The 17,711-nt window shown below is 48.9% G+C and carries 11 protein-coding genes; 10 read left to right on the forward strand and 1 reads right to left on the reverse strand.

Annotated elements, in window-relative coordinates; translation table 11 throughout:
- Positions 1-29 precede the first annotated feature (29 nt).
- The 10 genes from BUB18_RS07520 to BUB18_RS07565 all read left to right on the forward strand — a co-directional run bounded on the left by BUB18_RS07520 (position 30) and on the right by BUB18_RS07565 (position 16,930).
- Complete coding sequence (locus BUB18_RS07520) at positions 30-1,028, forward strand: LLM class flavin-dependent oxidoreductase (RefSeq protein ID WP_073079506.1); 999 nt, start codon at positions 30-32, stop codon at positions 1,026-1,028.
- A 159-nt stretch (positions 1,029-1,187) separates the two neighbouring features.
- Positions 1,188-2,360: an MFS transporter gene (locus BUB18_RS07525; RefSeq protein WP_073079508.1), complete on the forward strand. Its 1,173-nt coding sequence runs from the start codon at positions 1,188-1,190 to the stop codon at positions 2,358-2,360.
- Positions 2,361-2,454: 94 nt separating this feature from the next.
- Positions 2,455-3,081: a TetR/AcrR family transcriptional regulator gene (locus tag BUB18_RS07530; RefSeq protein ID WP_073079509.1), complete on the forward strand. Its 627-nt coding sequence runs from the start codon at positions 2,455-2,457 to the stop codon at positions 3,079-3,081.
- 2 nt (positions 3,082-3,083) lie between these two features.
- Positions 3,084-4,415: an ABC1 kinase family protein gene (locus BUB18_RS07535; RefSeq protein ID WP_073079511.1), complete on the forward strand. Its 1,332-nt coding sequence runs from the start codon at positions 3,084-3,086 to the stop codon at positions 4,413-4,415.
- A 73-nt stretch (positions 4,416-4,488) separates the two neighbouring features.
- Positions 4,489-5,523, forward strand: coding sequence for a sensor histidine kinase (locus BUB18_RS07540; protein WP_073079513.1), 1,035 nt, complete (start codon positions 4,489-4,491; stop codon positions 5,521-5,523).
- Positions 5,523-6,236 (forward strand): LytR/AlgR family response regulator transcription factor, encoded by a 714-nt coding sequence (locus BUB18_RS07545; RefSeq protein ID WP_073079514.1) that lies wholly within the window; start codon positions 5,523-5,525, stop codon positions 6,234-6,236. Before BUB18_RS07540 ends, BUB18_RS07545 begins: the two co-directional genes overlap by 1 nt.
- A 119-nt stretch (positions 6,237-6,355) precedes the next feature.
- On the forward strand, positions 6,356-8,917 hold the full coding sequence (locus BUB18_RS07550; protein WP_073079516.1) for a TonB-dependent receptor: 2,562 nt from the start codon (positions 6,356-6,358) through the stop codon (positions 8,915-8,917).
- Positions 8,918-9,284: 367 nt separating this feature from the next.
- Positions 9,285-10,334: a helix-turn-helix transcriptional regulator gene (locus tag BUB18_RS07555; protein ID WP_073079518.1), complete on the forward strand. Its 1,050-nt coding sequence runs from the start codon at positions 9,285-9,287 to the stop codon at positions 10,332-10,334.
- Between the two features lie 92 nt (positions 10,335-10,426).
- Positions 10,427-11,338, forward strand: a complete 912-nt coding sequence (locus BUB18_RS07560) for a PorP/SprF family type IX secretion system membrane protein (RefSeq protein ID WP_073079520.1) — start codon at positions 10,427-10,429, stop codon at positions 11,336-11,338.
- Positions 11,339-11,368: 30 nt separating this feature from the next.
- Complete coding sequence (locus tag BUB18_RS07565) at positions 11,369-16,930, forward strand: Ig-like domain-containing protein (RefSeq protein ID WP_073079522.1); 5,562 nt, start codon at positions 11,369-11,371, stop codon at positions 16,928-16,930.
- An 87-nt stretch (positions 16,931-17,017) separates the two neighbouring features.
- Here the strand turns inward: BUB18_RS07565 and BUB18_RS07570 are convergent, their stop codons facing one another.
- Complete coding sequence (locus tag BUB18_RS07570) at positions 17,018-17,680, reverse strand: Rossmann-fold NAD(P)-binding domain-containing protein (protein ID WP_073079523.1); 663 nt, start codon at positions 17,678-17,680, stop codon at positions 17,018-17,020.
- Positions 17,681-17,711: the final 31 nt, after the last annotated feature.

The raw sequence follows: 17,711 nt of genomic DNA on the forward strand, positions 1-17,711 counted from the left end.
TTTGTATCTCTCCACAAACACCTGAAAAAATGAAGAAAATTAAGCTGGGCATATTGGATCAATCGATTATAGCAAGACAAGATACTGCTGTGGATGCCATCCGCCGTACATCGGCACTGGTAAAATTAGCGGACGAGCTGGGCTACACCCGTTTCTGGGTGTCGGAGCATCACAATTTCCCTAAGATCGCAGGCTCTACGCCGGAAGTGCTCATCGCGCACCTGGCAGGCGAAGCCAAACGCATCCGCGTAGGTTCCGGCGGTATCATGCTGCCTAACCACAGCGCGCTGAAAATGGCGGAAAACTTCCGCATGCTGGAAACACTGTTTCCCGGCAGGATCGATCTGGGGATTGGTCGCGCCCCGGGCGGTGACCGCCAAACGGCCTCCCTCCTCAATCCATCCAACACGTTTAACGACCAGGAGTTTCTGCAACAACTCAAAGACCTGCGCAGCTGGCTAACGGATCATAAAAATGGGGAAGGAAACTATGATAACATCATCGCCATTCCGCAGGCCGAAACAGTGCCTGAAATGTGGATACTGAGCTCCAGTGGCGGTAGCGGCTATTTTGCGGCGCACCTGGGTATGTCCCTGTCCTTCGCACATTTTATTAATCCGAACGGCGGCCCTGAGGCAGTACAGCAATACCGCCAGCATTTCCGGCCTTCCGAACTCCTGAAAACACCGCAGGTAAATGTGGGCATCTTTGGGTTTACTTCCGAAAAGCAGGAAGAAATAGACCGCTGGCTCGCTGAGATGGATTTCCGCATGCTCTGGATCGAAACCGGTGCTCGTGGGGAATATCCCACCTTTGAAGAAATAAAGGAAATTGAATATACACCTGCCCACCTGGCACGGATTGAATATAACCGTAAACGTATGCTTTACGGCACGCCTGACCAGATGAAGGCGAAGCTGCTGCAGATTGCGGAGGATTATGACACGGACGAAATCATTCTTTCCACTTTTGCGGATGATTTTGAAGCGGTAAAGAATTCAGTGACGATTTGCGCGAATTTATTTTAATAACTGCTGCATCCAGGTATACAGTCGTTAGCGGAGCACGGACCGCCGGTCCCCGCATATCGATGTAATCTTCCACCGCAGGTGGAAGATTACATCGATAATAAATAACTTTTTCTAACTAATTTTGCACTCTTCTAATAACTGAAGAACCGCGCGAGGATGTTTTTAAACTTACACAACGAGACCCGGGAACTCACTGCCAAACATTACAGAATAGCAACTTCCGTATTTTTCTTTATCTCCGGATTAGGTTATTCTTCCTGGGCTTCCAGGATCCCCTCTATACAGGCGCAGCTGCACCTGAACGAAGCACAGCTGGGACTGGTACTGCTGGCGCTTCCCATCGGCCTGATGGCTACCATGCCTATCACCAGCCACCTGCTGGGAAAATACAGCAGCCGTAAGATCATGATGTTTGGCGCGCTCTTCTTCAACCTCATTCTCAGTATGCCGGGGTTTACCCAATCCATCTGGCAGCTGGCACTGGTGCTCTTCTGCTTTGGTTCCGCCCGTAACCTGCTCAATCTCAGTATGAACGGACAATCGGTACTGGTGCAGAAACTCTTTACACAGTCAATTATCACTACTTTTCACGGGATATGGAGCATTGCCAGTGTTACCGGTGCCGGGCTCGGTTTCCTCATGATTAAGTACAACATTGCTCCCAGCTGGCACCTGTTTGGTGTAAGCCTGCTGTTGCTGGTGTTTACCATACTTTATTATCCTGCTACGTTCCCGGATACACCGACCCCGGCAAAGGAATCTGAGAAAAAGCCGGCTTTTTCTCTCCCTGACAAATCCTTACTTAAATTCTCCTTCATCTGTTTCGCCTGCATGGCTACTGAAAATACCATGTACGACTGGAGCAGCATTTACTACGAGAAAGTTGTAGGCGGCACCAGGGCAGATGCAGCCACCGCTTTCTGGATTTATATGAGCGCCATGACGCTTGGCCGCCTGTTTGGAGATAAGGTGGTGCAGCGCACCGGTATCAAACCGATTCTTAAATACAGCGGTGTACTTATCTCTGTAGGACTCGGCACCGCCATCCTGTTCCCGCACCCGGTAACGGCTATAGCCGGGTTTATCTGTGCCGGCCTCGGCGTAGCCTGCGTGGTGCCGCTGGTATTTAGTCTGGCAGGCAAAACCAGCCATGCAAACAGCGGGCAAACCATTGCCAGCATATCCACCATCGGTTACCTGGGATTCCTCGTAGTACCGCCACTGGTGGGTTTTGTGGCGCAGGCTTCCAGTCTCCGCATCTCTTTTTCTATCATGGCCATCTGCGGCCTGGTGATCATATGGATGGTCAGCAAAATCAAAGAAGATTAATCCGTTAAGAGATTTAACATTTCCTGGTGCAGAAATTTTCACTTTGTATTACAAAGTGACGTAAATTTGTTGTGTGACCCAAAATTGTCAATATATGGACAAACAACAAATCCGCAACGCATATAAGATGTATTTGCTGGAAAACGGGAAAGAACCGGTATCTGTATACATGCTTTGCAAGAGTATGGATATGCCGGAAAGTGATTTCTACGGATTTTACAGCTCCCTGGAAGCAGTGGAAAGAGACATCTGGCTGGCAGTGTTTGAAGACACCCTCCAGCAACTACAGGCCGATGAAACCTATCCGCAGTACAACGCGCAGGAAAAACTCCTCTCCTTCTACTTCCTATGGGTATCCAAACTGCGGGAAGACCGCAGCTACTTCCTGCTACAGCGGGATATCTTTACCGTTCCGTTAATTTACCGTAATAAACTGTCCGCTTTCAAAACGGCATTTTACGACTACATCTCAGGCCTGGTAAAAGAAGGATATGTATCTACCGAAATAAAAGAGAGAAAATATATTTCCGACCAATACGTTCACGGATTTTGGGTGCAGGCCCTGTTCGTACTCAAATACTGGCTGGAAGATACCAGCGATAACTTCGAACTCACCGATGCCGCCATTGAAAAAGCGGTGAACCTCAGCTTCCAGCTGATAGGCTCCAACACTTTCGATAGTTTGCTCGATTTTGGCAAGTTTATATTCATGAAGAAATAGTGATGAAGGAACAATCCAATATACCCACCGGGAAAGTAGAACGTGCCGGAAAGTTTGTTACCACCGGCCTCAAAGTAGGCACCAACTATATTAAGCATTACACCCGTAAGCTGATGGACCCTTCCATTAGCAAGGAAGAACTTCACCAGGATAATGCCGCCGATATTTATAATACCCTCAGCAACCTGAAAGGCAGCGCCCTCAAAGTGGCGCAGATGCTCAGTATGGACAAGGGTATGCTCCCCAAAGCCTATTCAGAAAAGTTTGCCATGTCGCAATACAGTGCGCCGCCTTTATCAGGGCCGCTAGTGGTAAACACGTTCGTAAAAACACTGGGCAAAACACCCAGCCAGCTGTTCGATAAATTTAACATGCATGCCTCCAACGCCGCCTCCATCGGGCAGGTACACAAGGCAGAGAAAAACGGTAAACAGCTCGCCGTTAAAATCCAGTATCCGGGCGTAGCCTCCAGTGTGAAGTCGGACCTGCGTATCGTAAAACCCTTCGCCATGCGCATTGTAGGCATGAACGAAGTAGATATGGATAAATATTTTGAGGAGATTGAAACCAAGCTGCTGGAAGAAACCGATTACAAGCTGGAACTGCGCAGGTCCATGGACCTGTCGGCCGCCTGCGCCCACATTCCGGGACTCCTGTTTCCCGGCTACTACCCGGAATATTCCTCCGACCGCATCATCACCATGGACTGGCTCAACGGCCTCCATCTCAAAGAATTTCTGCAAACAAATCCCAGCCAGGAAATCCGAAATAAAGTAGGCCAGGCCCTGTGGGACTTCTACCAGTTCCAGGTGCATAAACTCCGCCAGGTACACGCCGATCCGCATCCGGGCAACTTCCTGATGCAACCGGATGGTAGTGTGGGTATCTTTGACTTCGGCTGTGTAAAGGTGATTCCGGAAGATTTTTATGTCAATTACTTCCAGCTGGTAGATAAAGAGGTCTTGAAAGATACCGCCCGCCGCCACCAGATATACATCAACCTGGAAATGCTGCACCCTAACGATACACCGCAGGAGATCGCGTTTTTCTCGGAGTTGTTCCAGCATATGATTGACCTGATGACCTTACCGTTTACCCTGGAAACATTCGACTTCGGCAACGACAGCTATTTCAACGAAGTGTATGCCTACATGGATGAACTTTACAACATGAAGGAAGTCAGGGAATCCAAGGTGGCACGTGGCTCCAGCCACTCGCTGTACATCAACAGAACCTACTTCGGCCTGTACAGCATCCTCAGCGACCTGAAAGCCAATATCATCACAGGTCAGCACCGCATTCAGCAACTGGTGGAAGGTCATCAGCCCGAATAAGGATTCGTCGTATATTTTTCGCAGTTGGTCGCATTATGGCCCCCTAAAAATCTATTATCTCTACCTTTATCGGATGAAACAAGGTTGGTATAATAATAAGTGGGCCATAACTGCCATGCATATATTTGCGTGGGTGTTGCTGTTTATGCTGCCACGCCTGTTGAAGCCTTCATACGAAGATCCCAAACCATCGCCGGATCACGATGCCTGGCAGTTTTTCTCCGTTATCTACTTCCTGGCGCTCATCGGGTTCTTTTACCTGAATGCACTCGTTTATATTCCCTCCTTTGTTTATAAAAAACGTTACCTGGAATATGCAGCCAGCATACTTACCGTGCTGCTGGCCCTTTACAGCCTGCGTTACGCATTTGAAATGGTGTTTACCGAGGCCCATAAGGTAGATGTAAAACCCGCATTCCTCTTTACTTTTTTCACTGCATTCTTCATACTTTCTACCAGCACAGCTTTTCAGATGATACGTGACCGCTTACGCGAGGAACGGCTGACATCTGAAAAAGTAAATGAAAACCTGCAGACAGAATTATCACTGCTGCGTTCGCAGGTGAGCCCGCATTTTATGTTTAATGTGCTCAACAACATGGTGGCGCTGGCGCGGAAAAAGTCAGATGCGCTGGAACCTTCGCTGATAAAGCTTTCCAGCCTGATGCGATACATGATCTATGAAACGGACGAGCAGCAGGTGGAGCTGGCAAAGGAAATTGATTACCTGCAGAGTTATATTGATTTGCAGCAGCAACGCTTCGGGAAAAACGTGACCATCTCCTCCAAATTAAATGCCCCTGAAACAGGCTACCAGATAGAACCCATGCTGCTGATTCCCTTTGTGGAAAACGCTTTCAAGCACGGTACCGGCATGATACAGGATGCCCTGATTGCCATCAACCTGGAAGTGCAGGACAATGTGCTGTATTTTACGGTGAGAAATAAGTACATGGACTTACCGCAGGAAATAAAAGATAAAACCAGCGGCATTGGCCTCGTAAATGTAAGCCGTCGCCTGAACCTCCTGTACAATCAACAATATAAGCTGGATATCCGCAAACAGGATGGCTGGTTTTCTGTATTATTGCAACTAAATCTGCACTGATGCTGAAATGTATTGCCGTTGACGATGAACCACTGGCACTCGACCTGTTGGAAGATAATATTGCCAAAGTACCCTACCTCCACCTGATAGCTAAATGTAACAATGCTTTTGAAGCCATTGAAGTATTGCAGCGCCAGTCGGTGGACCTCATTTTTCTGGACATACAAATGCCCGGCCTTACCGGTTTGCAGTTTTTACAGTCGATGGCCAACAAACCCATGGTCATCCTTATTACCGCCTACGAAAAATATGCACTGGAAGGATTTAATTTAGATGTGACCGACTACCTGGTAAAACCCGTGGCCCTGGAGCGTTTCATCAAGGCATGTAACAAAGCTCATGAGCTGTTTCTCCTGAAAGCGGCCAGTAAAACAGGTAAAGAGCCGGCGCCTGAATTCTTCTTTGTAAATGTGGATTACAGTCTGTTCAAAGTCGTGTTCGATGATATCATCTGGATCGAAGGCCTGAAGGATTATGTGCGCATTCATTTAAAGAGCAGCGCAAAACCTGTTGTAACACGTATGTCCGTTAAATCAATGGAAGAGCAGTTACCTGCCAGCAAATTCCTGCGCATACATAAATCCTATATTGTAGCCGTGAGCCACATTACGGCCATCCGCAAAAACAGTATTTTCCTGGATGAGCTGGAACTCCCTGTAGGCGATACTTTCAGGGATGCCATACAGGCACTTACCGGAAAGGCCGGATTTTAAACGGTAACGATACAACGAAGAATTCGGCAATTTCGTAGCATTATTTTCAACACTGGTCGCATTTACTGAAAAACATAATTTCTGCGGAATACTTTTGCATATTCATAATTCCTTCTATAATGCAAAAGTATTACTTGTTAATTACCATGATGTTGTTGACCCTCGGTGTATGGGCACAAGCCCCTGCCGGCGGGCCTCCCCGCGGCGGCGCCATGCCTGCCATGGGTGGTATGACCGGACATCTGTATGGTAAGATTCTTGACAACGATGGTAAAGCAATCCCCTACGCATCTGTAATCATCCTTCAACCAAAAATGGACCCGGCCACCAAAAAAACGAAGGATGTGCTGGTAAAAGGTGCACTCACAAAAGTAAATGGTGAATTCAGCCTGGACGAAATTCCAATGGGCCGCGGCCTGAAACTGCGCATCAGCATGACAGGCTTCAAAGCCATTGAGCGCCCGGTAGCATTTCCTCCTTTCGATAAAGACCTGGGCAACATCAAAATGGAAGCCGATGTAAGTCAGCTCCAGGGTGTAACCGTTGCCGGCAGCAAGCCGCTGATGCAGCTGGATATCGACAAAAAAGTGTTCAACGTGGAAAAGAACCTCACCAGCGCCGGCGGTACTGCCGTAGACGTGATGAAAAACGTTCCTTCCGTAAACGTGGACATCGATGGGAACGTTTCCGTTCGTAACGCCAGCCCGCAGCTGTATATCGACGGCCGCCCCACCACCCTCACCCTCGAGCAGATCCCTGCTGATGCGATCGAAAGCGTGGAAGTGATCACCAACCCGTCCGCTAAATACGACGCCTCCGGTGGCAATGCCGGTATCCTCAACCTGGTGCTGAAAAAGAACCGTAAAACAGGATACAATGGTAACCTCCGTGCCGGTGTGGATAAACGCGGCGCAGTAAACGGCGGCGCCGACTTCAACCTCCGCCAGGGTAAATTTAACATCACCGCCAGTGCAATGGGCAACCAGCAAAAAAGCAGAAGCACCGGCTTCACAGATAGAAATAACTTCGGTGACCAAACCCCTTCCCATGTCCACCAGGACAATAAAAACAGGACCGATGGTGGTTTTGTATTCGGGAAACTGGGTGTGGATTACTTCATGAATAACCGTACTACTTTGTCCGTTGCAGGTATTAAAGTACATGGTTCCATGAAACCTAACGAAGTAATTGACATCACCACAGACAGCATCTTCTCAGGCACTAAGGAGACGTATTACAGTCAAAGGGTATCGGACATGAAGAATGAATTCAATGCCAACGGGCTGGTATTGGGCATGAAACACCTGTTCCCCAAAGAAGGTAAAGAGCTGACGGTTGATGTCAACTACTTCGGAGGTAAAGCCGAAAACAATTCGCTGTATACCACCAACTACCTGAAGGCTACTGAGCCTTCCAGCATGGATCAACAGCGCATTAACGGCGGCGGTAAGATTTCTTTCCTCACCGCGCAAACCGACTATGTGGACCCGCTCACCAAAACCATGAAGCTGGAAACAGGGCTGCGATTCTCCCGGAGAACCACAGATACCAGAAGTGATAACTACTTCCTGGACCCCGCAACCGGAGAATTCAACTTCATTGACGCGGCCAGCATCCACTACAAAAACAACGATAACGTATACGCAGCATACGCCAGCATTTCCGATAACATCGGCAAATTTGGCTATAAGGTTGGCTTACGCCTGGAAAGCAGCAACTACGATGGCGAAATCATGGGCAAAAGCGAGAAATTCAGCAACAGCTACCCCGCCAGCCTCTTCCCATCGTTGTTCCTGAGCCAGAAGCTCAATAAAAACCAGGAACTGCAACTGAGCTATACCCGCCGCGTCAACAGGCCTAACTTCATGCAGCTGATCCCTTATACGGATTCTACTGACCGCCTCAACATCAACAGGGGTAATCCTGACCTGGTACCGGAGTTTACGCAGTCGCTCGAGTTTTCCTACCTGAAAACGTTCGATAACAAGGCTACGTTCATGGCTACACTGTATTACAAATACACGACTAACCTGATCACCCGTTACCTGACCAAGGAAGCCAATCCTGCTACGGGCGACAGTATCCTGATCAACACCTACATCAACGCTAATTCCAGCTATGCTGCAGGTGCGGAGCTCACCGCCACTACCAATGTTACCAAATGGTGGAATCTTTCTGCCAACGTAAATATTTACAACAGTAAGATCAATACCGACATTGTAAGTGCCTCCCAGGATGCGCTGTGGAGCTGGTATGGTAAGCTGAACAACAACATTAAACTGCCGCTGGCACTGGAACTGCAACTTTCCGGTACTTACCAGTCCAAAACCAACCTGCCGGTTAACAAAGAGCAGCGTATGGATGGTCCGCCGATGCAGCAGGCACAAAACGCCTCCCAGGGTTACATCAAAGGCTTTTATGGTGTAGATGCTGCACTGAAGAAAAGCTTCCTGAAAAATAATGCTGCCAGCATCACCTTTGCTGCCAACGATATTTTCAGAAGCCGTATCAACGAGCAGTACTCCGAAAGTACTTTCTTTAACCAAACGTACAGCCGTTTGCGTGACCCGCAGATGTTCCGCCTCACATTCGCCTACCGCTTCGGTAAAATGGATGTGTCCCTTTTCAAACGTAAGAATATGGGCGCCGGAATGGAAGGAATGTCGGGCGTAATGCAATAACACACACAAGTCCTATAGTTTAGAAAGCCGGGCAGCGGAAAGGTTCACTCCGCTCCCGGTTTTTTGTTTATTTGCGGCCGGGCCTTCGGCCCTGGCGATCTTATCTCTCGCAAAGCAGCATAAGCAGGTAAGCAGCTAAGGATTGTGTTTTGTTGTAAAAAGATTTGGGAGAGACCTTCGGCCTCTCCCAAATCAAACAAACTTATTAGAACAAACTGCAGGTCTTAGCTGCTTACCTGCTTATGCTGCTTTGCGTGAAAAAAAGTCTCTCTCCTGGCGCCGAAGGCGCCTAAAGCTAAATAAGTCCTTGCCAGAAAAAAGACAAATTTTTAGCTAATTTTACACCATACCTATACAACTATTCCGCATGCCTGAAGTTCAGAAAAGTGCCAGCCACGGCTGGAAAGTACGGGACCTGGACAATATCGCCGAAACGCAGTCGCTGCCAGCCAAACCCGGTAAACCGGATGCCCATACGCGGCTGGCACCGCGCATTACCGAAACAGATCAGCGTTACGAACGCGTGTCCTACGAAATGCTGGAGAAAGGCTGTATGCTCGTATCTGTACATATTCAGGCAAAGCAGGATACACATTATCACCTGGCACCTAATTCCAACAGCGATTTTTATTACCTCGCCTATGCCTCCTATGAAGGCGGTGTAGAGCGGACGCCGCTGGTGCCTGACGCCGGTGGCGAAGTGATGGGTGGCAAAGAAATCTGTAGTTTTTACAACAACCAGTACGGTTATGAAACCAGCATGAAAGCTGGTGCTGTCATCGATTCCCGCATTTTTGCGTTTACCCGCGAGTGGCTGGAAAAACGGGTAAACCTGGCGGCCATTCCGCAGGAGCATGCGTTGATGAACATCATTGATAAAACGGCGGACCGCATCGCTATTTTGTCGCACCATTTTAACACCGATCCTTTACGGGAATTAAACACACTGCTGGAGGAAACGCCACGCTCGCCCTTGTTTCCGCTGCTGTTGCGGAAATTTGCGTATAGCCTTATCAGTAATATTTTCACCCTGCTTTCACAGCCGGCGGAGGCGCTGCTGGGTAGCAATGCTTCTTACGAAATGTCGGTAAACCGGATCAGGCATTACCTCGAACAACACTACCGTGCGGGATTCCCGGGGATACCTTTCCTGGCGGAGCTGGCAGATATGAGCGAGGCCACTATGCGCCGGCAGTTCTTACATCTCACCGGAAAAACAGCACATGAATATTTCAGACAGGTGCAAATGAACTTTGCTTACGAAAGCCTGCAACAGCAGGTAAGCGTAAAGGAAGTAGCCCTAACTTTAGGTTTCCGCAATCCCGCCAATTTCACCAGACTTTTCAAAGCTAACTTCGGCATTACCCCTTCTGCCTTCAGGGAGAAGTTATTTCCATCGCTGCCTGAACACAAGTGAGTACTATATGAACACATTAGAGTAAGCACCCCGGCTATCTTTGCACGTTTAAACCGATTACACATCCCTGCCGTTTAAACATGCCATTTAGTATGCGACCCTTCCAACATTTCAACGGGCTGCTTATTGCCGTTTTCATGCTCTGTGCCAGCATGCCTGCCAGTGGGCAATCGCTTGGGAATACCAACGCTGCCACCACTCCTTTGGGAATACAATTTTTCCTTGATCCCTATATGGCCAATCCGTCCTTTGCGGGACTGGATTCCGGCCTGCACATCAGCATCGCCTACCGTAAACAATGGACCGATATGCCGGGTAGCCCGCAAACCAAGCTGCTGGCGGCCAACGGCTATATTGGCCATCGGGTGGGCGCTGGTTTGCAGGTATACAATGATGTGGCCGGACTATTATCCAACACCCGCGTAGCCGGTACTTATGCCTATCATTTACCTTTGGGAGATGATAACCAGCACCTCAACTTCGGTATCTCGGGCGTGTTTTACAGCAAATACATCAACGCTAAAGATATCAATGGTGACCCGAACGACCCGTCGGTAGGCGCTTTCAACCGCCGCGACAACTACTTCGAATCAGATTTTGGGATATCCTATACAGATAGTCACTGGATGGTGCAGGCAGCGGTGCCGAATATTTTTAGTGTAACCCGTGAAGAGAGCCGGGTCGTAGGCACCGAAAAATTCATTGCCGGCACAGGTTACAAATTTTTTATCGGGGAAGAAATCAGTTTTGCTACACCAAAGGTCTTTTACCGGAATGTTTATGGCCATGAAAGTGTGGTGGATGCAGGTGTACAGGTAGGCTTCCTGCGTAATTTATTTGATGTAACAGGTATGTATCACAGTACCGGAAACTTCACTGCCGGTGCGGGTATTGGCTGGCTCCCCTATGTACAGCTGCAATTCCTTTATACCTCTCAAACCAACGGTTTACGATCCTACACCAACGGAACCATGGAGCTAAACCTGCGTGTGCATCTCTTTTAATTATATCCTAACCTATAGCAGACTATTTGCATGAAAAAAGTATACACTTCCTTCCTGTTTATCCTTTTTACGCTACAATCATTGGCGCAAGGCATTTGCTATGTAAAGCAATCAGCTGCTGCCGGTGGCGATGGTAAAAGCTGGGCTACAGCATTTAACAGCCTGGATGATGCGCTGGCAGCGCAACAAACGGATGCCAGCATTACTAAAATATACATCACAGCAGGTAATTACATGCCTGTGGTGGAAGCTGAGCCCGGAAGCCCCGGCAGCAAAACATTTTTAATTGATCATCACCTGGAAATCCTGGGAGGCTTTCCACCGGATGCATCCGGCTCCATGGGCCCCGAAGCAGCTAATCCTGCGTTATACAAGACAGTATTGGCTGACCTTACCTCTCCGGACGTACAGCGGCCATGCCACATCATTACCGTACTTGGTAATGGCCTGAATGTAAAGCTGGAAAACCTGACTATCAGAAGCGGTTATGCCGGCTGGCGTACCCCTTCGGCCGACATTTATCATAGCAGTGGCCTGATGGCCATGCAAACCTATGGGGGTGGTGTATATGCAAACGGCGCTAACCTGAACCTCACCAGGTGTTTGATTGGTCAGAATACTGCCAGCACCGGTGGAGCTATTACTGCCTTTAACGGTACGCTCACGCTGGACAGAGACTCTTTCTATCTTAACAGCGCGGTTGACTATGCCGCTATCTATGTAGCCAATGTGCAAACAACGATTACCAATTCTATTTTTTCCGGTAACGTTGCTACCTCCCAATTTTCCAGCTATATCATTTCCAGCTCCGGCCAGAATCAGCAACAGATGAGGGTTTACAACTGTAATTTCTACCGGAACCAATGCAACTATGCCGTATTAGGTGGCAGCCCGTACGAACTATGGAACAATATTTTTATAATAAACAGAAGTCTGACCCAGGCGGCCGTACCTCCAATAGGCTCCGGCAATAACCAGCAATCAAATTTAAACATTACAAACGATGTGTCCCTCAGCACACATTTTCAAAATCTGAGTAAAGGGTTTCAATTGAAAAAAACTGCGCCGGGTGTGAACGCCGGTTATGCTCCTGCAGCAATAAACTCCACAGATTATTACGGCAATGCACGCGTTACCGGCATAGTGGATATAGGAGCTGCGGAATCCCCTTATCCGGGAAGTGCCAGCATCACCACGTTTACCACTATGGACCCACTTATTACCAATGCCGCCACAGTAAGGTTTAGAATCATGTTTACCACGGCAGTATCCGGTGTAAATACGGCTAATTTTGGGGTGGGCGGAACCGCCAGTGCTACTGTAACCGCTGTAGAAAATGATCAGACTGACCTGCGTGCGTGGATCGTGACAGTTAAGCCTGCCACTGAGGGAACAGTAGGACTGCAAATGACAAATGATGATGGTATCGATTATATTATTACCAGTTTGACGGCAGCAGACAGAGGCTACACCATCGACCGTACGCCACCACAACTGCGTACACCTGTGATGGGTTCCAGCAATACCACTACTCCGTCCCGTTTTGCGAAAGCTGGTGATATGGTGTCGGTCACCTTTAATACAAATGAGCCGGTGAGCCCGGCAGGAGGTACCATATCCGGAATTAATATGTCCACCACCTCTACCGGTAATAACTACCGGGCTTATGTGGTGGTACAGAACAATACGCCAGAAGGCTTAGTGGTACCAGATTGTAGCTTCGCTGATGCAGCAGGGAATATTTCAAAAATCACCAGTGCTTCTTTTACCGCTGGTGTACCCATTACCATCGACAGAACAGCACCTATAGTTACGGTGGCCCCCATCACCGTATATCCGGATGAGTTAGGAAAGGTTACGGTGCAACTCACAGACCTGAATATTAGCGGTACAGATAATTATACACCACAGGACCAGTTGATATTTGATTTTACTACCACCACATTAAACTGGTCCGCCAATCAGGGTGTTATTAATTTGAATACCACTGCCAGGGACCTGGCAGGGAATTTCCGCTTTACACCGGTAGCCGTTACTTTTGCCAAAAGAATTATTACGTCGATGGACCCGTTTTCCCCCATTAACGTGCAATGGGGGACCGCACCATCGAATGTGACTTTGCCAACGGCTGCAAAAGTTACCTTTAACACCGGTAAAATTGAGTACAGGTCAATCCTCTGGAATCGCGATGACCTGCAAACCAAGATAACCGGTACACATACCATCACGGGATCATTTCCGCTCAACGCTTACGATGACGGCAGCAATACCGTTACACTTACCTATACCGTAGGGCCGAAGCTGATTGCAGGCATTGCTCCTGTTGGCAACATCACGAAACCATATGGTACGAGTCTGGACGGATTAAATCTGTCATCCACCGTTATTGTAAATATTGTAAACCAGACTAACCCCGAACAGGTGCCGGTAGTCTGGAATACGGCCAGCTACAATCCAACACAACCGGGCACGTACAGGCTGAGTGGCATGCTTCAGCTTCCGCAGGGTTATACCAACCCCAATAAATACACGGCATATGTACAGGTTACCGTGGAAAAACGGTACGTTACCGCTTACACAGCAACTCCCCTGGCAGAGGTACCGGTAGGCTATTCCGGCTTGTTGAATAAACCAGCACAAATAGCAGTCACCCTTAGCGATGGCACTGCCACCAGCTACCCTGTAACATGGAGTGGTGCTGCTGATTACAATAGGATAGGCAGCTATGATTTTACAGGTTCCTTGCAAGTGGACTATCCAACGGATAATACGCTGGGCATTGTCCCTACCTTTACCGTTCATGTAGTGAAACGCAATATGCAAACACTGGAAACTACAACGGGGGCCACTGTTGCATATGGTACTGCGTTTTCCCAACTGCCTTTGCCAGCCACCCTATACACCATCTATAACAGCGATGTGAAAGAAAACGTCTATATCAACTGGCAGGCAGGTGATTATGATGCAACGGCACCAGGCACTTATACGCTCTATGGAGATCCGGTGACAGATGCCATCTCCACAAATAACCTTCCCTTAAAAGGCAGTATAAATATTACAGTAGATAAACGATATGTAACGGCAACGGCTACACTACCGCCAATGCATGTGCCGTATGGTAGCAGTGCAGCAGCATTAATACTTCCTGCAACGGTAGCGACTACCTATAGTGACCATTCCACCATTAACACCGGCATCACCTGGAATGGCAACGCTGATCTCCTCACAGCCGGCACTTACACCTACACCGGTACGCTGGTAACGGATAATGTGTCTGACAATCGTAACAACATACAGGTAACGCAGGAAGTAATTGTGGATAGGCGTCATCTTACCAGCATTGCGCCCGTAGCGGATATCAGTGTACCATTCCATACCTCCTTTGAAAACATTGGATTACCTGCCACGGTGCAACTGCATTTCGATGATCAAACTGCCCTTACCACAAATGTGACCTGGGATGGAAGCAGCTACCTGGCTGACCAACCGGGCGAATACATTCTCCAGGGCAGCTTTACGCTGGATGCCAACACCCTGAATCCAAACAATTTGAAGCTGCAGACAAAAGTAATCGTGGATAAACGTTACCTCACCGCTATCACGGCCGCAGCGGATATTACCGTTCCTCTCAGCAGTGACCCTGCGGACATTACTTTGCCGGCTAACCTTTCGGCTACCTTCAGCGATGGCACTACCGCCATGGTACCTGTTAGCTGGACAGGAAGCACAGATACGGAAACTGCCGGCACCTACCACTACCAGGGTATTCCGGTATTGGATGCCGTTACGGACAACCGGAATAATGTACTAACCAGCCTGCGCGTGGTAGTGAAAAAACGCTTGGTTAGCGTGGTGCATTCACCAGCAGCCATCAACGTGGCTTATAACACGGCCTTCCAACAGATAGGATTACCCACAGCTATCCAGGTAGACTTTGATAATGGCAGCACGGCCCAGGTGCCTGTTAGCTGGCAAGCCGGGAGCTATAATCCGGCATTGCCGCAAACGTATACGCTCACAGGCAGTTTGCAGACAGATGTAAATACGGACAATGCGGCCGGAGAAACGGCCCGGTTGCAGGTAACAGTGGAAAAGCGCTTTATCACTGTAATCCATCAATCGGCTGATATACATGTAGCGCTGGGCAGTGATCCTGCGGATATTCGTTTACCCGCCACCGTTGATATCATTTATAGCGATGGTACTGCAGCTACGGCCGGCATCAACTGGGCGGGCAATGCCAACACGGCACAAGCGGGCAACTACACCTATACCGGGACGGTTATCATGGATGCCGTTACAGACAACCGTAATCAGGTTTTCGCAGGCATGCAGGTGGTGGTGGATAAACGGAATATGACAGCATTAGCAGCCATTAACAACATCACGGTGCCAGTGGGCACCTCCTTTGGCCAGCTTACGCTGCCGACTACCGTCCGCATCAGCTATGATAATGGTGACCATGCCGATGCCAATATCACCTGGCTGCCGGGAAATTATGACGGCAATACTGCCGGCACTTACCCAATCTACGGCATACCGGTGGCAGACGCTAATAGTGCCAACCCGCAACAGTTACAGGCTACCATTACCATCACTGTTAGCAAACTGCAGCAACACTTGCAATACACGGCCCCTGGCGTTATTCATGAAGGCGATGCGAACTACGACCTGAAAGCTGCCTCCAGCGCCGGATTGCCGGTAAGTATCCAGTCGGGCAACACCCGGGTGGTAAGTATCCAGGCCAGCCAGCTGCACTTTGAGCAGCCAGGTAAAGCCCTGATAACGCTGACACAGGCAGGTAACGGCACCTATGAACCTGCCAGCCCTGTCACCTTTGAAGTAGAAGTATTAGCATGGCCGGAGGCGGAAATCAGTGCCGGTAGTAGCTTAGCTTTTTGTCAGGGAGACAGGGTGGTGCTCTCCGCTACACCTGGCGCGGCATATCAATGGGTGCACGATGGCATTGCCGTACCTGACGCTGCCGTATCAACGCTGGAAGCCACCGCATCCGGCACTTACCAGGTGCAGGTAACTTATGCCAACGGTTTCCGCAAAACCAGTACCCCGGTGATGGTTACCGCGCATCCGTTGCCGACAGGTACTATCGCTGCTGATAATATCAACATCAGCAAAGGGGCAGCAGTGCAGTTACAGGCAGGTGGCGGCGATAGCTACAGCTGGACTTCCACCGCCCCGCTCAGCAACAGCCATATTGCGAACCCGGTATCCCGCCCTGAAAACGATGCACGATATGAAGTAACCATCACCAGCGCCGCAGGCTGCAGCGTGAAAAAAGATATAACCGTTACCGTAAAGCATGATTTCAACCTCGTGGCCACCAATATCCTCACCCCTAACGGGGATGGTATAAACGATACCTGGGTGATTAAGAATATAGATATGTACCGCCAAAATGAGTTGAAGATTTTTGATCGTAGCGGCAGGTTGTTGTATACAGCAAAAGGATATACTAACAACTGGAATGGTACGGTGAACGGGCAGCCGTTAGCAGAAGGTACTTATTATTATATATTGGAATTTGAGAATGGACAACATCAGATAAAAGGGTTTATTACCATTATCCGGTAGTCTCCACCTGATTCGTTTAGGGACCACAGGTCCCTAAACGAATCAGGTGGTTGTCCCCACCGAAGGTGGGGGCAACCACCTGAAAAATTAGCTTTTCAACACCCGCACAATATCCCCAGACTCCAGCGTACTACGCTCATACCCCTTTTCCGTCACTACTATCATCGCCCTGCCGAGCTCCCTCAGCGTACAAACATAACTCCTGAATGCCCACCGCCATAGGGGGTAAAGCCATGAAAAAGCGTAATAGAATTTATGAGTGTTCTTTGAACCGCGCATAGGTTGTATATAAGCCGGCCGGAAATTGTATACCGCTTTAAATGGCAGTTGAAGCAGGGCGTTTTCGGTCTGCCCTTTAATGCGGGCCCACATGCGCCTGCTGGTGCCGGTGGTGTCCGTACCGGCGCCGGATACATAGCAGAAGGTCATCCCGGGGTTTTCTTCCGCAATCACGCCCGCCATATACAAGGTAAGATCATACGTAAAATGCCGGTAAATTTCTTCCTTCATACCCAGTGAGGAAACCCCCAGGCAAAAATAACAGGCATGAAATCCACGTAGCTGCGGGACGATTGCAGTAATATCAAAGAAATTGTGATGAATTATTTCTTTGAGTTTGGGATGCACCACGCCACAAGTCTTGCGGTTAATGACCAGAACAGCGGCAATGTCAGGATGTTCGAGGCATTCATACAAAACGCCTTCGCCCACCATACCGGTCGTACCTGTTATGATCACATTAATTTTCATCGAAATATGTCATAGGAAAGTTACAGAAAGT

Origin of the sequence: Chitinophaga jiangningensis (assembly GCF_900142605.1) — a bacterium.
GTDB lineage: Bacteria > Bacteroidota > Bacteroidia > Chitinophagales > Chitinophagaceae > Chitinophaga > Chitinophaga jiangningensis.